At 61.0% G+C, this 17,146-nt stretch carries 14 protein-coding genes and 2 pseudogenes; 10 read left to right on the top strand and 6 right to left on the bottom strand.

Going from position 1 to position 17,146, the window contains the following annotated elements:
* Window positions 1-82: 82 nt before the first annotated feature.
* Window positions 83-1,504: a carbon starvation CstA family protein gene (locus C2U37_RS17025; protein WP_010674323.1), complete on the top strand. Its 1,422-nt coding sequence runs from the start codon at window positions 83-85 to the stop codon at window positions 1,502-1,504.
* A gap of 62 nt (window positions 1,505-1,566) precedes the next feature.
* Here C2U37_RS17025 and C2U37_RS17020 read toward each other — a convergent pair whose 3' ends face one another.
* Window positions 1,567-3,210, bottom strand: coding sequence for a mechanosensitive ion channel family protein (locus C2U37_RS17020; protein ID WP_104452766.1), 1,644 nt, complete (start codon window positions 3,208-3,210; stop codon window positions 1,567-1,569).
* 216 nt (window positions 3,211-3,426) lie between these two features.
* Here C2U37_RS17020 and C2U37_RS17015 point away from each other — a divergent pair, with 216 nt between their 5' ends.
* The 5 genes from C2U37_RS17015 to C2U37_RS16995 all read left to right on the top strand — a co-directional run bounded on the left by C2U37_RS17015 (window position 3,427) and on the right by C2U37_RS16995 (window position 8,684).
* The gene (locus tag C2U37_RS17015) at window positions 3,427-3,759 is read left to right on the top strand and encodes a DUF3302 domain-containing protein (RefSeq protein ID WP_104452765.1); all 333 of its coding nucleotides are present in this window, start codon (window positions 3,427-3,429) and stop codon (window positions 3,757-3,759) included.
* A gap of 10 nt (window positions 3,760-3,769) precedes the next feature.
* On the top strand, window positions 3,770-4,807 hold the full coding sequence (locus tag C2U37_RS17010) for an HlyD family secretion protein (RefSeq protein ID WP_039038992.1): 1,038 nt from the start codon (window positions 3,770-3,772) through the stop codon (window positions 4,805-4,807).
* A 120-nt stretch (window positions 4,808-4,927) separates the two neighbouring features.
* Entirely contained in the window at window positions 4,928-6,688 is a 1,761-nt protein-coding gene (locus tag C2U37_RS17005; protein WP_049636406.1) for a DEAD/DEAH box helicase, read from the top strand.
* 87 nt (window positions 6,689-6,775) lie between these two features.
* The gene (dacB, locus tag C2U37_RS17000; protein ID WP_043156376.1) at window positions 6,776-8,209 is read left to right on the top strand and encodes a D-alanyl-D-alanine carboxypeptidase/D-alanyl-D-alanine endopeptidase; all 1,434 of its coding nucleotides are present in this window, start codon (window positions 6,776-6,778) and stop codon (window positions 8,207-8,209) included.
* A gap of 217 nt (window positions 8,210-8,426) precedes the next feature.
* Window positions 8,427-8,684: a GrxA family glutaredoxin gene (locus tag C2U37_RS16995; RefSeq protein ID WP_010674029.1), complete on the top strand. Its 258-nt coding sequence runs from the start codon at window positions 8,427-8,429 to the stop codon at window positions 8,682-8,684.
* Window positions 8,685-8,743: 59 nt separating this feature from the next.
* Here the strand turns inward: C2U37_RS16995 and C2U37_RS16990 are convergent, their stop codons facing one another.
* The gene (locus C2U37_RS16990; protein ID WP_010674028.1) at window positions 8,744-8,953 is read right to left on the bottom strand and encodes a DUF1653 domain-containing protein; all 210 of its coding nucleotides are present in this window, start codon (window positions 8,951-8,953) and stop codon (window positions 8,744-8,746) included.
* A 356-nt stretch (window positions 8,954-9,309) separates the two neighbouring features.
* Between C2U37_RS16990 and C2U37_RS16985 the strand changes: the two genes are divergently transcribed.
* The gene (locus tag C2U37_RS16985; RefSeq protein WP_005302243.1) at window positions 9,310-10,524 is read left to right on the top strand and encodes a pyridoxal phosphate-dependent aminotransferase; all 1,215 of its coding nucleotides are present in this window, start codon (window positions 9,310-9,312) and stop codon (window positions 10,522-10,524) included.
* A 65-nt stretch (window positions 10,525-10,589) separates the two neighbouring features.
* Here the strand turns inward: C2U37_RS16985 and C2U37_RS16980 are convergent.
* Together C2U37_RS16980 and fabV are read right to left on the bottom strand one after the other, a co-directional pair.
* Window positions 10,590-12,064, bottom strand: a pseudogene (locus tag C2U37_RS16980) (YfcC family protein).
* Window positions 12,065-12,226: 162 nt separating this feature from the next.
* Entirely contained in the window at window positions 12,227-13,420 is a 1,194-nt protein-coding gene (gene fabV, locus C2U37_RS16975; protein ID WP_041212832.1) for an enoyl-ACP reductase FabV, read from the bottom strand.
* Between the two features lie 270 nt (window positions 13,421-13,690).
* Here fabV and C2U37_RS16970 point away from each other — a divergent pair, with 270 nt between their 5' ends.
* The 3 genes and pseudogenes from C2U37_RS16970 to C2U37_RS25375 all read left to right on the top strand — a co-directional run bounded on the left by C2U37_RS16970 (window position 13,691) and on the right by C2U37_RS25375 (window position 15,896).
* Entirely contained in the window at window positions 13,691-14,116 is a 426-nt protein-coding gene (locus C2U37_RS16970) for a DUF4124 domain-containing protein (protein ID WP_043156375.1), read from the top strand.
* 481 nt (window positions 14,117-14,597) lie between these two features.
* Window positions 14,598-15,308: pseudogene (locus tag C2U37_RS25380) on the top strand (PAS domain-containing protein); the annotation flags it as partial.
* 12 nt (window positions 15,309-15,320) lie between these two features.
* Window positions 15,321-15,896 carry a methyl-accepting chemotaxis protein gene (locus tag C2U37_RS25375; protein WP_408745691.1) on the top strand — a complete coding sequence of 192 codons (576 nt, stop codon included), beginning with the start codon at window positions 15,321-15,323 and terminating at the stop codon, window positions 15,894-15,896.
* Between the two features lie 72 nt (window positions 15,897-15,968).
* Here the strand turns inward: C2U37_RS25375 and C2U37_RS16960 are convergent, their stop codons facing one another.
* On the bottom strand, window positions 15,969-16,166 hold the full coding sequence (locus C2U37_RS16960) for a hypothetical protein (protein ID WP_039038678.1): 198 nt from the start codon (window positions 16,164-16,166) through the stop codon (window positions 15,969-15,971).
* Window positions 16,167-16,227: 61 nt separating this feature from the next.
* Complete coding sequence (locus tag C2U37_RS16955) at window positions 16,228-17,124, bottom strand: DMT family transporter (protein WP_041212829.1); 897 nt, start codon at window positions 17,122-17,124, stop codon at window positions 16,228-16,230.
* Between the last annotated feature and the right edge of the window lie 22 nt (window positions 17,125-17,146).

Genomic DNA, 17,146 nt, shown 5'->3' with positions numbered 1-17,146 from the left:
ACCCCCTTTCACCTGCCGTTAACAGAAGTCCCCACCTACACTGGCTGCGCACACCAAAAAATAACAAAGCAGGAGCGTAGCAATGATCTGGTTCTTCCTCTGTGTCGGCTTGTTGATAGCCGGCTACTTCATATACGGCAAATTCATCGAACGGATATTCGGGCCCAAACCCGAGTTGAAGACCCCCGCCATCACCATGGCGGACGGGGTGGACTATGTCCCCATGTCGGACAAGAAGGTCTACCTGGTTCAACTGCTCAACATCGCCGGCGTCGGCCCCATCTTCGGCCCCATCCTGGGTGCCCTCTATGGTCCGGTCGCCATGCTCTGGATCGTCTTTGGCTGCATCTTCGCCGGTGCGGTCCACGACTATTTCTCCGGCATGCTGTCGGTACGCGCCAGGGGCGCCTCGGTGCCGACCGTAGTCGGTGAGCACCTGGGCACCGCCGCCAAGCACTTCATGAACCTCTTTGCCGTGGTGCTCCTGATGCTGGTGGGCGTGGTCTTCGTCCTGAGCCCGGCGGGCCTGCTCGCCAACCTCACCTCCACCGATCTGGTCTACTGGATTGCGGCCATCTTCGCCTACTACATCCTCGCGACCATCGTTCCCATCGACAAGATCATCGGCCGCTTCTACCCCATCTTCGGTGCGCTGCTGGTCTTCATGTCGGTCGGCCTCATCATCGGCCTCATCGTCTCCGGCAAGGGCTTCTACAACACCGGGATGGACTTCTCCAACCTGCACCCGACGGATCTGCCGCTCTGGCCGCTGCTGTTCATCACCATCGCCTGTGGTGCGGTCTCCGGTTTCCACGCCACCCAGTCCCCGCTGATGGCGCGCTGCATGCAGAACGAGAGCTCCGGTCGCTTCATCTTCTACGGCGCCATGATAGGGGAAGGGATCATCGCCCTCATCTGGTGCACCCTGGGTCTCTCCTTCTACGACAGCACCGAGGCACTCAACGCCACCCTGGCCAGCGGCGGCCCCTCTGCCGTGGTGCACGAAGTCTCCACCAGCCTGCTCGGTACCGTGGGCGGCATCCTGGCGATCCTCGGCGTGGTGATCCTGCCCATCACCTCCGGTGACACCGCGTTTCGCAGTGCCCGCCTCATCGTGGCGGACTTCCTGAACCTGACCCAGAAGCCCATGGCGAAGCGTCTGCTCATCGCCATCCCCATGTTCATCCTTGGCTTCATCATCTCCAAAGCCGAGTTCGGGGTGATCTGGCGCTATTTCGGCTGGGCCAACCAGACCACCGCCGTCATCATGCTGTGGGCTGCGGCCGCCTACCTCATCAAGGAAGGCAAGCTGCACTGGGTATGCACCATTCCCGCCATCTTCATGACCGCAGTGGTCATCACCTACCTGGCCAACGCCCCCATCGGTTTCGGCCTCGAGATGAATGTTTCCACCATCATCGGTCTGGTGAGCACTGCCCTCATCACCCTCGCCTTCCTGGTGAAATTCAGGCCCTCCCAACTGAGAGAGGCCAAGGAGAGCTGAGGCGTCAGCTTCTCTTCATGACAAGAGGCCCGGCATTGCTGCCGGGCCTCTGCTTTTTGTGGTCACTCCCTGGCGGGGGGCTCGTCGGAATCGGGCGCCCGGGCCGGTGCCTGATACCACTGCTCCCTGGCCACCAGCACAGCCTGCTCCGGCTGGGCAATGAAGTTGGGGGACATGATCTGCACCCCGAACTCGTTGAAGACATCCTGAATATGGCCATGGAGCTCCGTCTTGACCACTGCAGGGAGTTCGCTTGCCTTCATCCTCACCTGCAACTCGTACTCCACATACCAATCCTGCAGATTCAGCTGCCGCACCAGGGGAGCTTCATCCTGATTGAGCCGGGTGCAGCGCCGCGCGGCCAGCTCCAACATGGCATGTACCTGACGCCAGGGGGTGTCATAACCGATGGTCACCTTGGTCAGCAGGGCCACCCCCTTCTCGCCCGCCAGCCGTGTCAGGTTCACCACCTTGCCCCCCACCACCACCGCATTGGGCAGCGTGACCTCGTGATCCTGGCGCGTCACCAGCTTGGTCGAGAGGGCATTGAGCTCGCTCACCATCCCCTCCACCTCGCCGATCTGCACCAGATCCCCTGGCCGCAGTGCGCGGGAGTAGATGAGCACCAGTCCGCTCATGGCATGGTTCATGATACCGGCCGATCCCAGTGTCACCATCAGACCGAAGAAGACGCTGATCCCCTTGAAGGCATCGGAATCCGCCCCCGGCAGATAGGGGTAGGCCACGGTCAGGGCAAACAGCCAGATCACCACTGACAGCAGTCGCCGGGTGGCGCCTATGGTCTCGGCGTGCAAACCCTGCACCCGAAACTGGCCACGCTCGATGCGGTCGAAGAGGATGGCCAGCATCTTGATGAAGAAACGGGTGATGACCACGATAAGCAGCACGGTTACCAGACCGGGCATGGCGGCAATCATGCCCTCCAGCATGTCGCCACACAGGGCAAACAGGGATTCCCCAAGCTGATAGCTCCAGGCCCGGGTCTGGGGGAACAGGCCGAGCACATAGGTCAGCCAGCCATAGGTGAGCATGAAGATGAGCAGCAGAGTGATGAGGCCGAGCAAGCGGACCTCGACATTCCCGGTGACCTGGCGCCAGGAGTGGGGGACCAGCCCCTTCTGCAGCAACAGGCGGTTGGCCAGCCACTTTCTGACTCGCCGATGCCCCCGCTGCAACAGCCAGATGAGGCCGAAGAAGATCAGGCTGACCACCACCGCCAAGCCGACGGCTCTGAGCAAATAGGGGGTCGAGTGCAGCTCGAGATACTTGATGCGCACGCCGTCGAGCCGATGCAGGACACGTTCGGCCGCCTGATCCAGGGTCAGCTCGTCGAATTCATCAAGGTCCCCTTCCAGCAGCACCAGAATGCGCTTGCCATTGACCAGAAACTCCCGGCTCTCCTGGCCGTGTCGGCTGCCTTTCGTCACGGCCACAGGCGTCATGAGGTCGCTTGGCTCCATCCGCTGAACTCGCTCATGGGCCAGCCGTACCCTGGCCGCCCCATCCATGTTGCCATATTTAGCCGTCAGCATAACGATGGGTTCATGAAGCAGGACCAGGGTCTGCGCCCGCTCCTGCTCATTGGGCTCCATTCTGGGTTCGGCGGTCCAGCCGAGGCGGGACCACAACAGGCAGATCAGCAACAGGCCAAGCCGCCATCCTTTGCCACTGCACCATTCGTTCATCAGGTTCACCTCTCACCTTGCCCGGGCATCCATTGCTGTTTGATTTTATCTAACCAAATCAATTTTGTGTGTTAAATGAGCAACCGATGAACCATGCCTGTACCGCCACACCAACTCTCCGATTGCAGACTTGCACCGACGGCATATGCTGTCATTATTGCCGAAGCCTCGACTCGACAATCGAAGCATTGTTAGCGACTCAGACGGGAGAAATCGATGGTACTTGACTACATTGCCCTGGGGATCCTGGTGTTTGTCGTCTTGGTCATGTTCTATGGCATTATCGTCATTCACGATATTCCATATGAAATTGCCAAGCACCGTAATCACCCCCACCAGGACGCCATTCACGTGGCAGGCTGGGTCAGCCTGTTCACCCTGCACGTGCTCTGGCCCTTCCTCTGGATCTGGGCCACGATTTATCGCCCCGATCGCGGCTGGGGCTTCTCGCAACGCCTACAACATGACGAAACAGAGATCAGCGCACTCAAAGAGGAGCTGGCCGCACTGCAGGCTCGCATGGCCACGCTCGAACAGACCGACAAATAGGTAACGCCCCATGGACCTGCTACTTATTCTCACCTATACGGCCCTCTGCATAGGTATTTTCAAGATCTTCAAGATCCCGCTCAACAAGTGGACCGTGCCGACCGCCGTGCTGGGTGGCGTCATCATCATCGGCACACTCATCATGCTGATGAACTACAACCACCCCTATTCCGAGCTGGCTCGCAACTATTATGTCTCCACCCCGGTCGTGCCCCTGGTCAAGGGACGAGTCACCGACGTCCCGGTCAAGCCCAACCAACCGGTCAAGAAAGGGGATGTGCTGTTTCGCATCGACGCTGAGCCCTTCCAGGAGAAGGTCGCCAGCCTGACGGCGCGCCTCGCCTCCAACACCGATTTTCTGAAGGCTCTGGACGCCCGCCTGCGCTCCGCCAGCCTGGACAGGGATCGCGCCCAGGAGCTGATGCGACGGGGCATCGGCAAACAGCGCGACCTCGACGTCACCCAGGCCAACGTGGATGACATCGTCGCCCAGATAGATCAGCAAAAAGCGACCCTCAATGACCTGAGTGCCCAGCTCAACATCGCCAAGTACGATCTGGAGCAGACCGTGGTCTACGCCCCGAGTGACGGTCATGTCGTGCAACTGGCATTGCGCCCGGGCATGATTGCCGCCCCCTTCATGTTCCGCCCCGTGATGACCTTCATTCATGAAGATGCCAATGCCTATGTCGGCTGGTTCTGGCAGAACAGCATGCAGCGGCTCAAGGCGGGTGACGAGGCCGAAGTCGTGCTCGACGGCATCCCGGGTCGCATCTTCAAGGCCAAGGTGCAGTCCGTTATCCCGGCCATGGCACCGGGCAACATCCAGGCACAGGCAGGTCTTATCGATCAGACTTCGGCTCAGGTACCGGGTCGCCTGCCCATCGTGCTCGAGATCACCGATCCCGAGTGGGCAAACTACCAGGTGATCGCGGGCTCCAGCGGTCAGGCCGCCATCTATACCGAGCACTTCCACCACGTGGCCATCATGCGCAAGATCCTGATGCGCATGGGTAGCTGGCTCAACTACCTGTTCCCCTTCCACTGAGGTCCCTGACCTGCACGGGCCGGCATCTTGCCGGCCCGCTTCCTGTCAGCACGCCCCCCTCACTGCATTTTCCCTGCAAGATCCCTATAATGGCGCCACCTTGCGCCACAACCGTTCCCCATGTTCGTTCTCAGACCCTATCAAACCGACGCGGTCAACGCCGTCATCAGCCACTTTCGCAAACACCCGGATCCCGCCGTGGTGGTGCTGCCCACCGGGGCCGGCAAGAGCCTGGTGATCGCCGAGCTGGCCCGCAAGGCCCGTGGCCGGGTGCTGGTGCTAGCTCACGTCAAGGAGCTGGTGGAACAGAACCACGCCAAGTACGAGGCCTGGGGACTCCGGGCCGACATCTTCGCCGCCGGGCTGGATCGGAAGGAGGCGAGCGCCCAGGTGGTGTTTGGCTCGGTGCAGTCGGTGGCGCGCAATCTGGATGCCTTCGACGGGGCTTTTTCGCTGCTCATCATCGACGAGTGCCACCGGGTCTCGCTCGATGACGACAGCCAATACCATCAGGTGATCGAGCATCTCAAGGCCGCCAATCCGGCCCTCAAGATCCTCGGGCTCACCGCCACCCCCTATCGGCTGGGGCTGGGCTGGATCTACCGGCGCCACTACCACGGCATGGTCAAGAGCCACGGCGAGCGGCTGTTCGGTGACTGCGTGTTCGAACTGCCCCTGCGCTTCATGGTGAAAAACGGCTACCTGACCCCGCCGCGCCTGGTGGACGCCCCCATCGTCCACTACGACTTCAGCAAGCTGGTGCCGCGGGAAAACGGCCTGTTCAGCGAGGCGCAGCTCAACGGCGAGATCAAGCGACAGGAGCGGGTCACCCCCCATATCCTGAGCCAGGTGCTGGAGTATGCGGCCGACCGGCAGGGGGTGATGATCTTCGCCGCCACCGTCGAGCATGCCCGGGAAATTCATGACCTGCTCGGTGCCAGAGACCAGCAGGCCGCCCTCGTCACCGGCGAGACGCCGGGACCGGAGCGCGACGCTCTAATCAGTGCCTTCAAGGCGCGCGAGCTCAAGTTTCTGGTCAACGTGGCAGTGCTCACCACCGGCTTCGATGCCCCCCACGTCGACCTCATCGTGATGCTGCGCCCCACCGAATCGGTGTCGCTCTATCAGCAGATTGTGGGACGGGGCCTGCGCCTCTCACCCGGCAAGAGCGATTGCCTGGTGCTCGACTACGCAGGCAACAACTTCAACCTGTTTGCCCCCGAAGTGGGGGAACCCAGGCCCCACGCCGGCACCGAGCCGGTTCAGGTGCCCTGCCCCGCCTGCGGCTTTGCCAACACTTTCTGGGGCAAGACCGACGAGGATGGCAAGGTGGTCGAACACTACGGCCGCCGCTGTCAGGGACTGTTTGAAGATGACGAGGGCAACCGCGAGGAGTGCGACTACCGCTTTCGCGCCAAGATCTGCCCAGGTTGCGGTGCTGAAAACGACATCGCCGCCCGCCGCTGCCAAAGCTGTGACCAGCTGCTGGTGGACCCTGACGACAAGCTCAAGGAGGCCCTCAATCTCAAGGACTGCATGGTGATCCGCTGCGCCGGTTTGACCCTGAGCCCTGGGCGCGGCAAGCAGGGGGAGCGGCTGGAGGTGACCTACCACGACGAGGATGGCCTGACCCTGACGGAGTACTTCCCCTTTCACTCCCGGGGTGCACAGCGCTTGTTTCAACAACGCTTTGTGCGTCATCATTGGCCCGCCCCGGGCCTGGAGCCCGAATTCACTACCCTGGCGAGCGTGATGCTCGCGGCAGACCAGTTCCGTCACCCGGATTTCGTCATCGCCCGCAAGTCGGGACGCTTCTGGCAGGTGAAGGAAAAAATATTCGATTACGAGGGGCGTTACCGGACTGCCAACGCCCCGGCCTGACCCCATGGCAGGCGATACCCGGCAGTCACCCGGTTTGATTATCGGGGCGGTTTCTGATGCCGCCCTTTCGTTCAGTTAGAGGATCCTATGCAGCGGCTGTTGATTGGTTTTTGTGCTCTCTTTTCTCTGGCGGTCCAGGCCGCCCCGCTGACCCCGCCCAAGGGGGGCCAGTACGCCGTCATCGTACAGGGTAACAACGGGGTGGAATTTGCCCGTCACGCCGATGACATGATAGCCCCCGCCTCCACCATGAAGGTGCTCACCGCGCTCGCCGCCCGCCTCGAACTCGGTGCCGACTTCCGCTTCGCCACCGACATCCAGGCCCAGCCCGGCGCCAAACAGGGCACTACCATCAACGGCGACATCTGGATCAACTTCGTCGGCGACCCGACCCTGTCGCGCATGGATCTGGTTGCCCTGTTCAAACAGTTGGGCGTCACCCGCATTCAGGGCAACGTCTATGTCAACACCGGTGCCTACAACGGCTATGAGCGTGGCAACGGCTGGTCCTGGGGGGATCAGACCCTCTGTTTCGCCGCTCCCGTCTCCTCGGTCATCATCGACAAGAACTGCGCCTACGGCACCATCACCGCCACCCAGATTGGCAAGCCTGCGGTGGGCAACGTGGCCACCGGCGTGCCCATCGGCATCGGCGCCGACAACGTGGAGGTGATGAGCTATGGCGACATGGCGCGTCAGTTCTGTGCTCTGGAAGTAGACATGGCCAAGGGCAACTTCTACGAGCTCAAGGGCTGCATCACCCCGAACAAGGAGCCACAAGGGCTGCGCTTTGCCATCCATGACGTGGAGGCCTGGGGCTGGGACAACATCCGCTGGGCCATGAACCGCGCCGGGATCAGCCACGACGGCCTGCTGCGGGTCACCCATCAGGCCCCTGTCGGTGCCCAGACCCTGGCGACCCACTACTCTGTCTCCCTGCCGGTGATGCTCGCCAAGATGTTGAAAAAGTCCGACAACCTCTACGCCGATACCTTCCTCAAAACCGTGGGGCGTCACTACTACAACAAGCCGGGCAGCTATCGCAGCGGCACCATGGCGGTGCGCGCCATCCTGACCAAGCACGGCATTGACCTTGGCAACGCCACCCTGGCCGACGGCTCCGGCCTCTCCGCCCACAATCTCATCAGCGCGCGCCAGATGTTGTCGGTGCTTAACTTCATCCAGAAGAACGATGCCGAGCTCGACTTCATCAAGCTGCTGCCAAGCTCCCAGGTGGACGGCACCCTGGCCTGGCGCCGCAGCGTCACCGCCCCCATGATGAAGAACAAGGTGCACGCCAAGACGGGCACCATCACCGGCACCTCGAACCTCGCCGGCTTCATCGACACCGCAAGTGGCCAGCGCAAGGCCTTCGTGATGTTCCAGCGCGGCCTGTCGCAAGACCCCGCCACCCACGAGCGCTATCGCGCCAGCAAGGCCCCCTGGCCCTGGACCGTCTTCGAAAAAGGCGTGCTGGAGAGCATCTACCAGCAGCAGCCCATCCAGATCGCCGAGCAGTGATGAACGATATAGGTGGCCTTGCCAGCAAGGCGGCCCCCATTCCCCGACCTTGGCGCGAGACAGGGGCTCTGGAGCCTTCATCAGCAATGGGCGCAATCGGGGGTGGCGAACGGACGCATCGCTATTTTCGGCTTTGACTGGCACGGCGGCGGGGCTATGCTGTGCCCAGCCTCATCTCAATGGCCTTCTTCAACGGCTTGTTTAATGGAGAGAAAAGATGTTTGTAGAGATTTTTGGTCGTCCCGGTTGCCCCTATTGCGTGCGTGCCAAGCAGATTGCCGAGCAACTGACCGAGGAGCGCGATGACTTCGAGTTCCGCTACGTGGATATCAACGTGGCCGGGCTGACCAAGGACGATCTCGCCGCCAAGGCGGGCAAGCCGGTCACCACTGTGCCGCAGATCTTCCTGGATGAGCAGCACATCGGCGGCTGCACCGATTTTGAGGCCTATGCCAGAGCCAATCTGGGTCTGTAAGCCCCGACACCATGAAAAAAGGCGCCTCTGGCGCCTTTTTTCATGTCGCCAAGCCTGCCTCAGGCCACCGGCGTGAAGCGGCTCACCACCTGTCCCTGATGTTCAATCCACTCCATGAACATGGCGACGGGGCGGGCATAGACCTGACCATCCTGTTCGGATTGATAGATCACCAGCTGCTCCTGGGTTTCGGTGTGCAAGGCCAGGGCAAGAACCTGGTAATAGCCCCCCTTGAAATGGCGGTAGCGACCGGTGGCGGGTGCCTGCATGAGTGAACCTCGAGAGCGGGAAGATGAGCCCCTGTGCCTGCGTGCTCCCCTGGCAGACCGACGGGTCGGGGCCTTTTTTACCCCAGCCAATCGTGCCAGATGGGGGAGATATTTCAATACACTCATGTTGCTTTATGAATCTGCCCCTCATCTTTCACTGATCTACCAAAGAGAGGCAAACGATCATGCTGAATTTAACATTTCAACAACCCTGTTTCAGGGGTAAATATCAGGGATTTATTCCATAAATTAGATTGTTCTAGCATTCAATTCTGTGAAGAATAGGGGCAGAGAAATTTGATACTAAAAACAGCTTTTCTGCCAACGCGCCCCACGGGGAAGGAATCACGCTCACCATGTTCACTATCGACAAGTCGCACAAGCTCGACGATGTCTGCTATGACATCCGCGGCCCGGTGCACAAAGAAGCTCGCCGTCTCGAAGACGAAGGTCACCGCATCATCAAGCTCAACATCGGCAATCCGGCCCCGTTTGGCTTCGAAGCACCGGAGGAGATCATCAAGGATGTGATCCTCAACATGCCCCAGAGCCAGGGCTACTGCGACTCCAAGGGGCTCTTCTCCGCCCGCAAGGCGGTGATGCAGTACTACCAGCAAAAAGGGATGCGCAAGGTCGACATCGACGACATCTACATCGGCAATGGTGCGAGCGAGCTCATCGTGATGGCGATGCAGGCGCTGCTCAACAACGGCGACGAGATGCTGGTGCCCTCCCCCGACTACCCGCTCTGGACCGCGGCCGTCACCCTCTCCGGTGGCCATGCGGTGCACTACCGTTGCGACGAAGGGGCTGACTGGTATCCGGATCTCGACGACATCCGCGCCCGCATCACCCCGCGCACCCGCGGCCTGGTGCTGATCAACCCCAACAACCCGACCGGCGCCGTCTACGGCAGCGAGTTCCTGCTGGAGGTGATCGAGATCGCCCGCCAGCACAACCTCATCATTTTCGCCGACGAAATTTACGACAAGATCCTCTACGACGACATCTCCCACACCAGCGTCTGCACCCTGTGCGACGATGTCATGGTGGTGACCTTCAACGGCCTCTCCAAGGCCTACCGCGCCTGTGGCTTCCGCCAGGGCTGGATGGTCATCACCGGTCCCAAGGGTCGCGCCAAGGGCTACATCGAGGGGCTGGAGATGCTGGCCTCCATGCGGCTGTGTGCCAACGTGCCCATGCAGCACGCCATCCAGACCGCCCTTGGGGGCTACCAGAGCATCAACGAGCTGATCCTGCCGGGGGGCCGCCTGCGTCGCCAGCGGGACAAAGCCTGGGAGCTTTTGAATGAGATCCCCGGTGTCTCCTGCGTCAAGCCCAAGGGGGCGCTCTACATGTTCCCGCGCCTCGACCCCAAGGTGTACGACATCCGCGATGACCAGAAGATGGTGTTCGATCTGCTGCAGCAGGAGAAGCTCCTGCTGGTGCAAGGTACCGGCTTCAACTGGCCTGCACCGGATCACTTCCGCCTGGTGTTCCTGCCCCGGGAAGAGGAGCTGGAAGAGGCTATCGGCCGTCTCGCCCGCTTCCTCAAGGGCTACAAGCAGTAAGCAAGGCTCATGAAAAAGGCTCCCGCGGGAGCCTTTTTGTTGTCTGTCGTTTTCTATCCGCGCCATCAGCCGTGCAGCAGAGCCCCGGCCACCAGTACCACCATGGTGATGAGAGCCGCCCCGATGATGAAGGGCAGCACCCAGCGCACGAAGCGATCGTAGGGGATCCTGGCGAGCGCCAGCCCCGCCACCAGGTGAGCGGCGGTGGGGGCGAACAGGTTGATCCAGCCGGAGGCGGACTGATAGGCGGTGATCACCAGATCCCGCGAGATGCCGGAGAAGTCCGCCAGCGGCCCCATCAACGGCATGGAGACGGTCGCAAGCCCCGAGGTGGAGGGAATGAAGAAGCTCAGGATGATGTGCACCAGATAGGCCATCAGGATGAAGACCGACGACGACAGCCCGCTCACCAGTCCCTCGGCCCAGTGCAGTATGGTGTCGATGATGACGCCGTGCTCCATCACCACATAGATGCCGTGCGCCACCGCCACCACCAGGGCAACCCCGATGAGATCCCGCGCCCCGTTGAGGAAGGTCGCCACGTAGTTGGACTCCGGCATCCGGTTGATGAGGGCAATCAGGATGGAGGCGCTGAAGAAGAGGGTGGAGAGCTCGTCAAACCACCAGCCCAGGGTGGGCAACAGATCGATGCCCAGATCCGACCAGGGCACCACCGCATAGATCATCAGCAGGAAGGTGCCGAAGAAGACCAGCATGGTGAGCTTCTGCTTGCCGCTGAAGGCGAGGTTGCCGCTCTTCATCTGGGAGAACTCGTCGTCATAAACGATATCAGCCAGCACGGAGCGGGACTTGTCCTGCTGCACCTGCCTGGCGTAGCGCATCACGAACCAGGAGGCGAAGATCACCAGCAGCAGCCACTGGATGACCGTAGCCCTATCCCCTCACCGATGGGGATACCCGCGAAACCGGAGGCGATGCCGGTGGCAAACGGATTGACGGTGGAGGCGAGCACCCCGACCCCGGAGCCGAGCAGGATGATCCCGGCCGCCACAATGCGATCGAAGCCCGCCGCCATCATCACCGGCACGATGAGTGCCCAGAAGGCCACCGTCTCCTCCGCCATGCCGAAGGTGGAGCCACCCAGGGCGAACAGGGCGATCAGCACCGGGATGAGCAGCCGCTCGCGCCCGGCGAAGGTACGCACTATGGCCCCGACCCCGGCATCCAGCGCACCGCTCTGCATGGTCACCGCCAGAAAGCCGCCGATGATGAGTACGAACAGTGCTACGTCCGCCGCCTTGTGAAAGCCCTGGATGGGCGCCTTGAGCACATCGAATACCCCCTGGGGTTGGGAAGGGAGCTCGGTGTAACTGCCGGGTACCGGCAGCAGTCGCTCGTCACCGCTGTAGTCGGCCACGGCCGCTGCCGCCACCGGCTGCTGGGTCTTGGCCGTCACATAGTTGTATTTGCCCGCCGGCAGCACCCAGGTGAGGGCCGCCATCAGGGCGATGATGATGAAAAGCAGGGTATAAACCGTCGGGAGCTGGCGCTTCTTGGGCGCCTCATGGGATGTGGTCATGACTTTCGTACCTCGGCGGTGCCGTCTGTGATCCGGACAGCGCAAGCCTAGCGGGTTTGTTCGGGGAAAAAGGTGATCGCGGATAATAAACCTGAGGCAACAGGTTGAGTCTGCTGCAAAAAAACAGGGCCCCGCAGGGCCCTGTCTGTGCTGGTGACCGACTTACAGCTCGACCACGTCGAATTGCACGTCCGGATTCACGTCCGCATCGTAGTCCACCTCGTCCAGACCGAAACCGAACAGGCGCAGGAACTCCTGCTTGTAGCCGGTGTAGTCGGTCAGTTCACTGAGGTTCTCGGTGGTGATGGAGGGCCAGAGATCACGGCAGGTCTGCTGCACGTCTTCACGCAGTTCCCAGTCATCCATGCGGATGCGTGCCTGCTCGTCCAGCGCCATGTCGGCGCCGTACAGGCGGGTGCGCATCATGCGGTCCACCTGCTCCATGCAACCCTCGTGGATGCCCTTCTCCTTCATGATCTTGAAGGCCATGGAGATGTAGAGCGGCATCACGGGAATGGCAGAGGAGGCCTGGGTCACCACGGATTTGAGCACGGCCACGTGGGCGGTCCCCCCCTTGGCGGCCAGATCGCCACGGATCGCGGTGGCGGCACGGTCCAGATCTTCCTTGGCTCGGCCCAGGGTACCATGCCAGTAGATTGGCCAGGTCAGGTCGGTACCGATGTAGGAGTAGGCCACGGACTTGGCACCGTCAGCCAGCACACCCGCATCGCGCAGAGCCGCCATCCACAGTTCCCAGTCCTGGCCGCCCATGACGGTGATGGTGCTCTGGATCTCTTCCTCATTCGCCGGCTCGACGGTGGCGGTGATGATCTGATCCTTGTTGGTGTCGATGGCGGTGGAGGTGTAGACCTCGCCGATGGGTTTGAGGGCGGAGCGCACCACTTCGCCGGTGTCCGGCAGCTTGCGCACCGGAGAGGCCAGGGAGTAGACCACCAGATCGATTTGACCCAGATCCTGCTTGATGAGCTCGATCACCTTGGCACGGCACTCGTGGGAGAAGGCATCGCCATTGATGCTCTTGGCGTAGAGGCCGGCCTCTTTGGCGGCCTTGTCGAAGGCGGCGGAGTTGTACCAGCCGGCGGAGCCCGTCTTGGTCTCGGAGCTCGGCTTTTCGAAGAAGACACCGATGGTGGCAGCTCCGCTGCCGAAGGCTGCGGCAATGCGGGAGGCCAGACCATAGCCGGTGGAAGCGCCGATCACCAGCACCTTCTTGGGGCCATTCTCGATGGCGCCCTTGGCTTGGGTGTAAGCGATCTGGCGACGAACATTGGCTTCACAACCAACCGGGTGGGTGGTGGTGCAGATAAAGCCGCGAACCTTGGGTTTGATGATCATGTGTTGTCTCTTATCCGTTTGATGGATGAAATCGGGGCATAAGATACCTCATTGCGGCCCGTTATGGTGCTCTGATGTGTTGAACTGCGGGGAAACAGGCAGGGATCCGTCGCTTTGTGCCGCCATGGCACACCCATTGCGCAGGAGATCTCCCCGCCATGGACCAGAGAGAGGCGACGTGAGGACCGGAATGTCACACCCGGAACGAGGCCGTTGTCTGACCTTGCGCCATGTACTAGTGTGCAAGGAAGAGGATTCAAGGAGGAGTCTATGTCACGCATGCTGGTCATCTCTCTCGCCTGCCTGGGGCTTGCCAACGTCCCCGTTGTCCAGGCGGCTGTCTATCAATGCGCCCGCGATGGGCAGATCACCTTCAGCGACATCCCCTGCAGCAGCGACGCCAAACCCATGGTACTCAATGTCTATACCCCCTCCCCCGAGGCGGTGGAGCAGGCGGCCAACCAGACCCGGGAGATAGAGCAGAGCCTGGCGAACGGCCAGAAACAACGCCAGGCCGAGGCTCTGCGCACCGAGATCGAGGCCAAAAAGCAGAAGATGAACAACGAGATGACCCAGATCACGGAGAACAAGGCAAGATCCCGCAATGTCTCGGCAGAGATGCAGTCGGTCACTACCCGATATCAGAAAGAGATTGAGTCCCTGAACCAGAAACTCTCTACCTTGCAGGCAAAATAAACACTCCCTGTTTCGGGACAGAAAATATACCGAAGCGGCAATGTCGTCACGGGTTCACACATGCCGGATATCCAAAAACTCACACCCTTGGCCGTTTATTTCTCACACCAGAGAGTCAGATAGCGGCTTTTTCCCGATCCCCGTAGCCACCTAATTTCACCGCGTTCCAGAAGACTCAACTTTATCCCCACCGAGATCCCTGACGTGCCACAGGGTTCATACGAGGGCGATATATAGGGGCATCGTGACAATTGTCAGTGCCAAAAGAGGCGCCTTCATGCCAATATTCCCTGGGGCCCAAAGCGGTCCACGAGATAAATAACCTTGGTACGAGACCCTACAATTAAGAAGCTATTTATCAACATTGAAAAATAAAAAGTTAATTTGAGTACGATGACGACTCATCAGGACGCAATGCTATTGTTAATTTACTCATATTTGGTCGTTATCCCATTCAAGGGTCTCATGGAGGAGCGCTGTCATGTTCTGGAATCAAAAAGCAAGCAAGGAAGCCAGTGAGCAAGCGGCAAGGGTGGTGGAGCTGGGGGCATTTGAACAGGCTATCCAGTTGCAGGTCCCCTTCGTCCAGTTCACCCCGGCGGGAGTGGTCACCTTCGCCAACGCGCTGTTTCTCAAGATCGTGGGATTTGAACGTGACGAGGTGATCGGCAAGCATCACAGCACCCTCTGCTTCCCCGACGACGTCAATACCCGGGATTACGAGACCTTGTGGCAGGATCTGCGCCACGGCGTCTCCCGCAGCGGCCGCTTCATTCGCCAGTCGAAATCCGGCAAGGCCGTGTGGCTGGAGGCGACCTATTTCCCCATCGTGATCGACGTCAAGGTGGTGCGGATCGCCAAGGTCGCCTCCGACGTGACCCAGCAGCAATCCACCCTGGAGCGCACCCAGGCCCTGCTGGCAGCCCTGGACAAGTCCCTGGCGGTCATCGATTTCCAACCCGATGGCACCGTCATCACCGCCAACCAGAATTTCCTCAACTGCTTTGGTTACCGGCTGGAAGAGGTGGTCGGCAAGCATCATCGTCTCTTCTGTGACACCGAGTTCTACCAGAACAACCCCCATTTCTGGCAGGATCTCGGCTCGGGTGACATCAAGTCCGGGCTTTTCATGCGTCTGGGTCACCGGGGGGAGAAGATATGGCTGGAGGCCACCTACAACCCCATCTTCAACCACGAGGGCAAGGTGGTCAAAATCATCAAGCTGGCGAGCGACATCACCGAGCGGGTGGAGAAATCCATCTCCACCCGGGAAGCGGCCCAGAAGGCGTGTGCCATCGCCAGCGAAACCGTCGCGAGCGCCGCCAGGGGGCGGGAGGTCATCGACAGGGTGCTCGACACCTCCTCTCACATCAACACCTCGGTCAATGCGGTCAGCAAACAGATAGAGCAGCTCAACCAGCAATCCAGGAGCATCGAATCCATCATCTCCACCATCAGCGGCATCGCGGATCAGACCAATCTGCTGGCCCTCAACGCGGCCATCGAGGCGGCCCGCGCCGGGGAACAGGGACGGGGATTCGCGGTCGTGGCCGACGAGGTGAGGCAACTGGCGGCGCGCACTTCCAGCTCCACCAGCGAGATCGTCACCGTCATCAAGCACAACTCGGAGATCACCTCCCAGATCACCCAGACCGTCTCCGTCGTCTCCGACAAGGCGGTGGCAGGTCAGGAGCAGGCCACCATCATCGCCGACGTCATCAAGGAGATCATCGAGGACGCCAACTCGGTGTCGGACACCGTCAAGAGCCTCTCCATCTGAGCGACAGCTGCCAATGACAACGGGGGGCCCAGGCCCCCCGTTGTCATTGCTGTCCGCCCACCCGACACCCGCTCAGCCATCCCCCAGGAGATAGTGTCTGGCTTCCTCGTCCGCCAGCGCGAGGGCGATGTCCCATAGCGCGGCGATGCAGAGCCCCTCCTCCCCCACAGCTTCCTCTTCCAGCGCCTCCAGGGCTCTGGCATCGGCCAGGGTAAAGGGGGGATGGCTCAACAGGCTTTTGGCCGCGGCCAGCAAGTGCATGTCGCTCATCGGTCGGCTCCTTCTTAGACAGCGTGTTTCCCTGCCCAGACTGTAGCCCAATGACGGCGACTCATCCCCCGGTGGCGACTGCCTGCGCACGCTTCCTGCCGGACGGCAGTTGGCCCACCCCGATGCCGGCCAGCACGGCGGCACAGGCCACCCATTGCAGGGCAGTGAGCGTCTCTCCCAGCAGCAGATAGGCGAGCAGCAGGGTAAAGACCGGTATGAGGTTCACATAGGCAGCCGCCAGGGTCACCTTCACCTGGGTCACCGACCAGTTGTAGAGCAGGTAGGCACCAAGTGTCACGAAGGCGCCGAGGAAGAGGATGACCCCCATGTCCTGCCAGGCCCAGCTCGCGGGCCAGGGCGCACTGAAGGCAAAGGGCGCGAAGAAGAGCATGCCGACGAAGGCCTGCAACGCTGTCAGTGTCATCACGCCGTAGCGGCTGGAGAGCTTCTTGAATACCACGGAATAGGTGGCGGCGCAGAGCATGGCGCCCATCTCCAGGCTGTTGCCGAGCAGGGCGTTGGGGGCGAACTCGTCTGCGCCCTCCCCCAACCCCAGCAGGGCGATGCCAACGATGGCGATGGCAAAGCCCAGCAGCTGGCGGCGACTCACCCGCTCTCCAAGCAGCACGAAGGCCACCAGAGCCACCATCAGGGGAAGCAGGGCACAGACCATACCGGCCTGGCCGGCACTGGTGTAACGCAGGGCGTTGACTTCAAGAAGAAAGTAGAGGCAGGGCTCAAGCGCCCCCATCAGGGCCAACCAGCGCCAATCCCCCTTCTGGTAAGTGACGCGGCCAAGCTGGCGGTAGCAGAGCAGCCAGCAACAGGACGCCACCCCCATCCGCATGAAGAGCACCTGACCGAAGGACCAGATTTCCAGCACATGTTTGAGGGCGATGAAGGAGCTGGACCAGAGCAGCATGGCCAGGGTCAGCGTCAGGACGGGTAAAGGGCGCACAATGCCTCCATCTTAAATGCGA

It is taken from the genome of Aeromonas sp. ASNIH1, assembly GCF_002934285.1.
GTDB classification, from domain to species: domain Bacteria; phylum Pseudomonadota; class Gammaproteobacteria; order Enterobacterales; family Aeromonadaceae; genus Aeromonas; species Aeromonas caviae.
Note: the sequence above shows the minus strand (reverse complement) of the source record. Positions and strands in the feature narration are given on the sequence as shown.

Bases quoted from the DNA above. Each gene is read 5' to 3' on its own strand.
- C2U37_RS16995 (WP_010674029.1), top strand. From the start codon at position 8,427: ATGTTTGTAGAGATTTTTGGTCGTCCCGGTTGCCCCTATTGCGTGCGT.
- C2U37_RS17015 (WP_104452765.1), top strand. From the start codon at position 3,427: ATGGTACTTGACTACATTGCCCTGGGGATCCTGGTGTTTGTCGTCTTG.
- fabV (WP_041212832.1), bottom strand. From the start codon at position 13,420: ATGATCATCAAACCCAAGGTTCGCGGCTTTATCTGCACCACCACCCAC.
- C2U37_RS17020 (WP_104452766.1), bottom strand. From the start codon at position 3,210: ATGAACGAATGGTGCAGTGGCAAAGGATGGCGGCTTGGCCTGTTGCTG.
- C2U37_RS16960 (WP_039038678.1), bottom strand. From the start codon at position 16,166: ATGAGCGACATGCACTTGCTGGCCGCGGCCAAAAGCCTGTTGAGCCAT.
- dacB (WP_043156376.1), top strand. From the start codon at position 6,776: ATGCAGCGGCTGTTGATTGGTTTTTGTGCTCTCTTTTCTCTGGCGGTC.
- C2U37_RS16985 (WP_005302243.1), top strand. From the start codon at position 9,310: ATGTTCACTATCGACAAGTCGCACAAGCTCGACGATGTCTGCTATGAC.
- C2U37_RS17025 (WP_010674323.1), top strand. From the start codon at position 83: ATGATCTGGTTCTTCCTCTGTGTCGGCTTGTTGATAGCCGGCTACTTC.
- C2U37_RS17005 (WP_049636406.1), top strand. From the start codon at position 4,928: ATGTTCGTTCTCAGACCCTATCAAACCGACGCGGTCAACGCCGTCATC.
- C2U37_RS16970 (WP_043156375.1), top strand. From the start codon at position 13,691: ATGTCACGCATGCTGGTCATCTCTCTCGCCTGCCTGGGGCTTGCCAAC.
- C2U37_RS16990 (WP_010674028.1), bottom strand. From the start codon at position 8,953: ATGCAGGCACCCGCCACCGGTCGCTACCGCCATTTCAAGGGGGGCTAT.
- C2U37_RS17010 (WP_039038992.1), top strand. From the start codon at position 3,770: ATGGACCTGCTACTTATTCTCACCTATACGGCCCTCTGCATAGGTATT.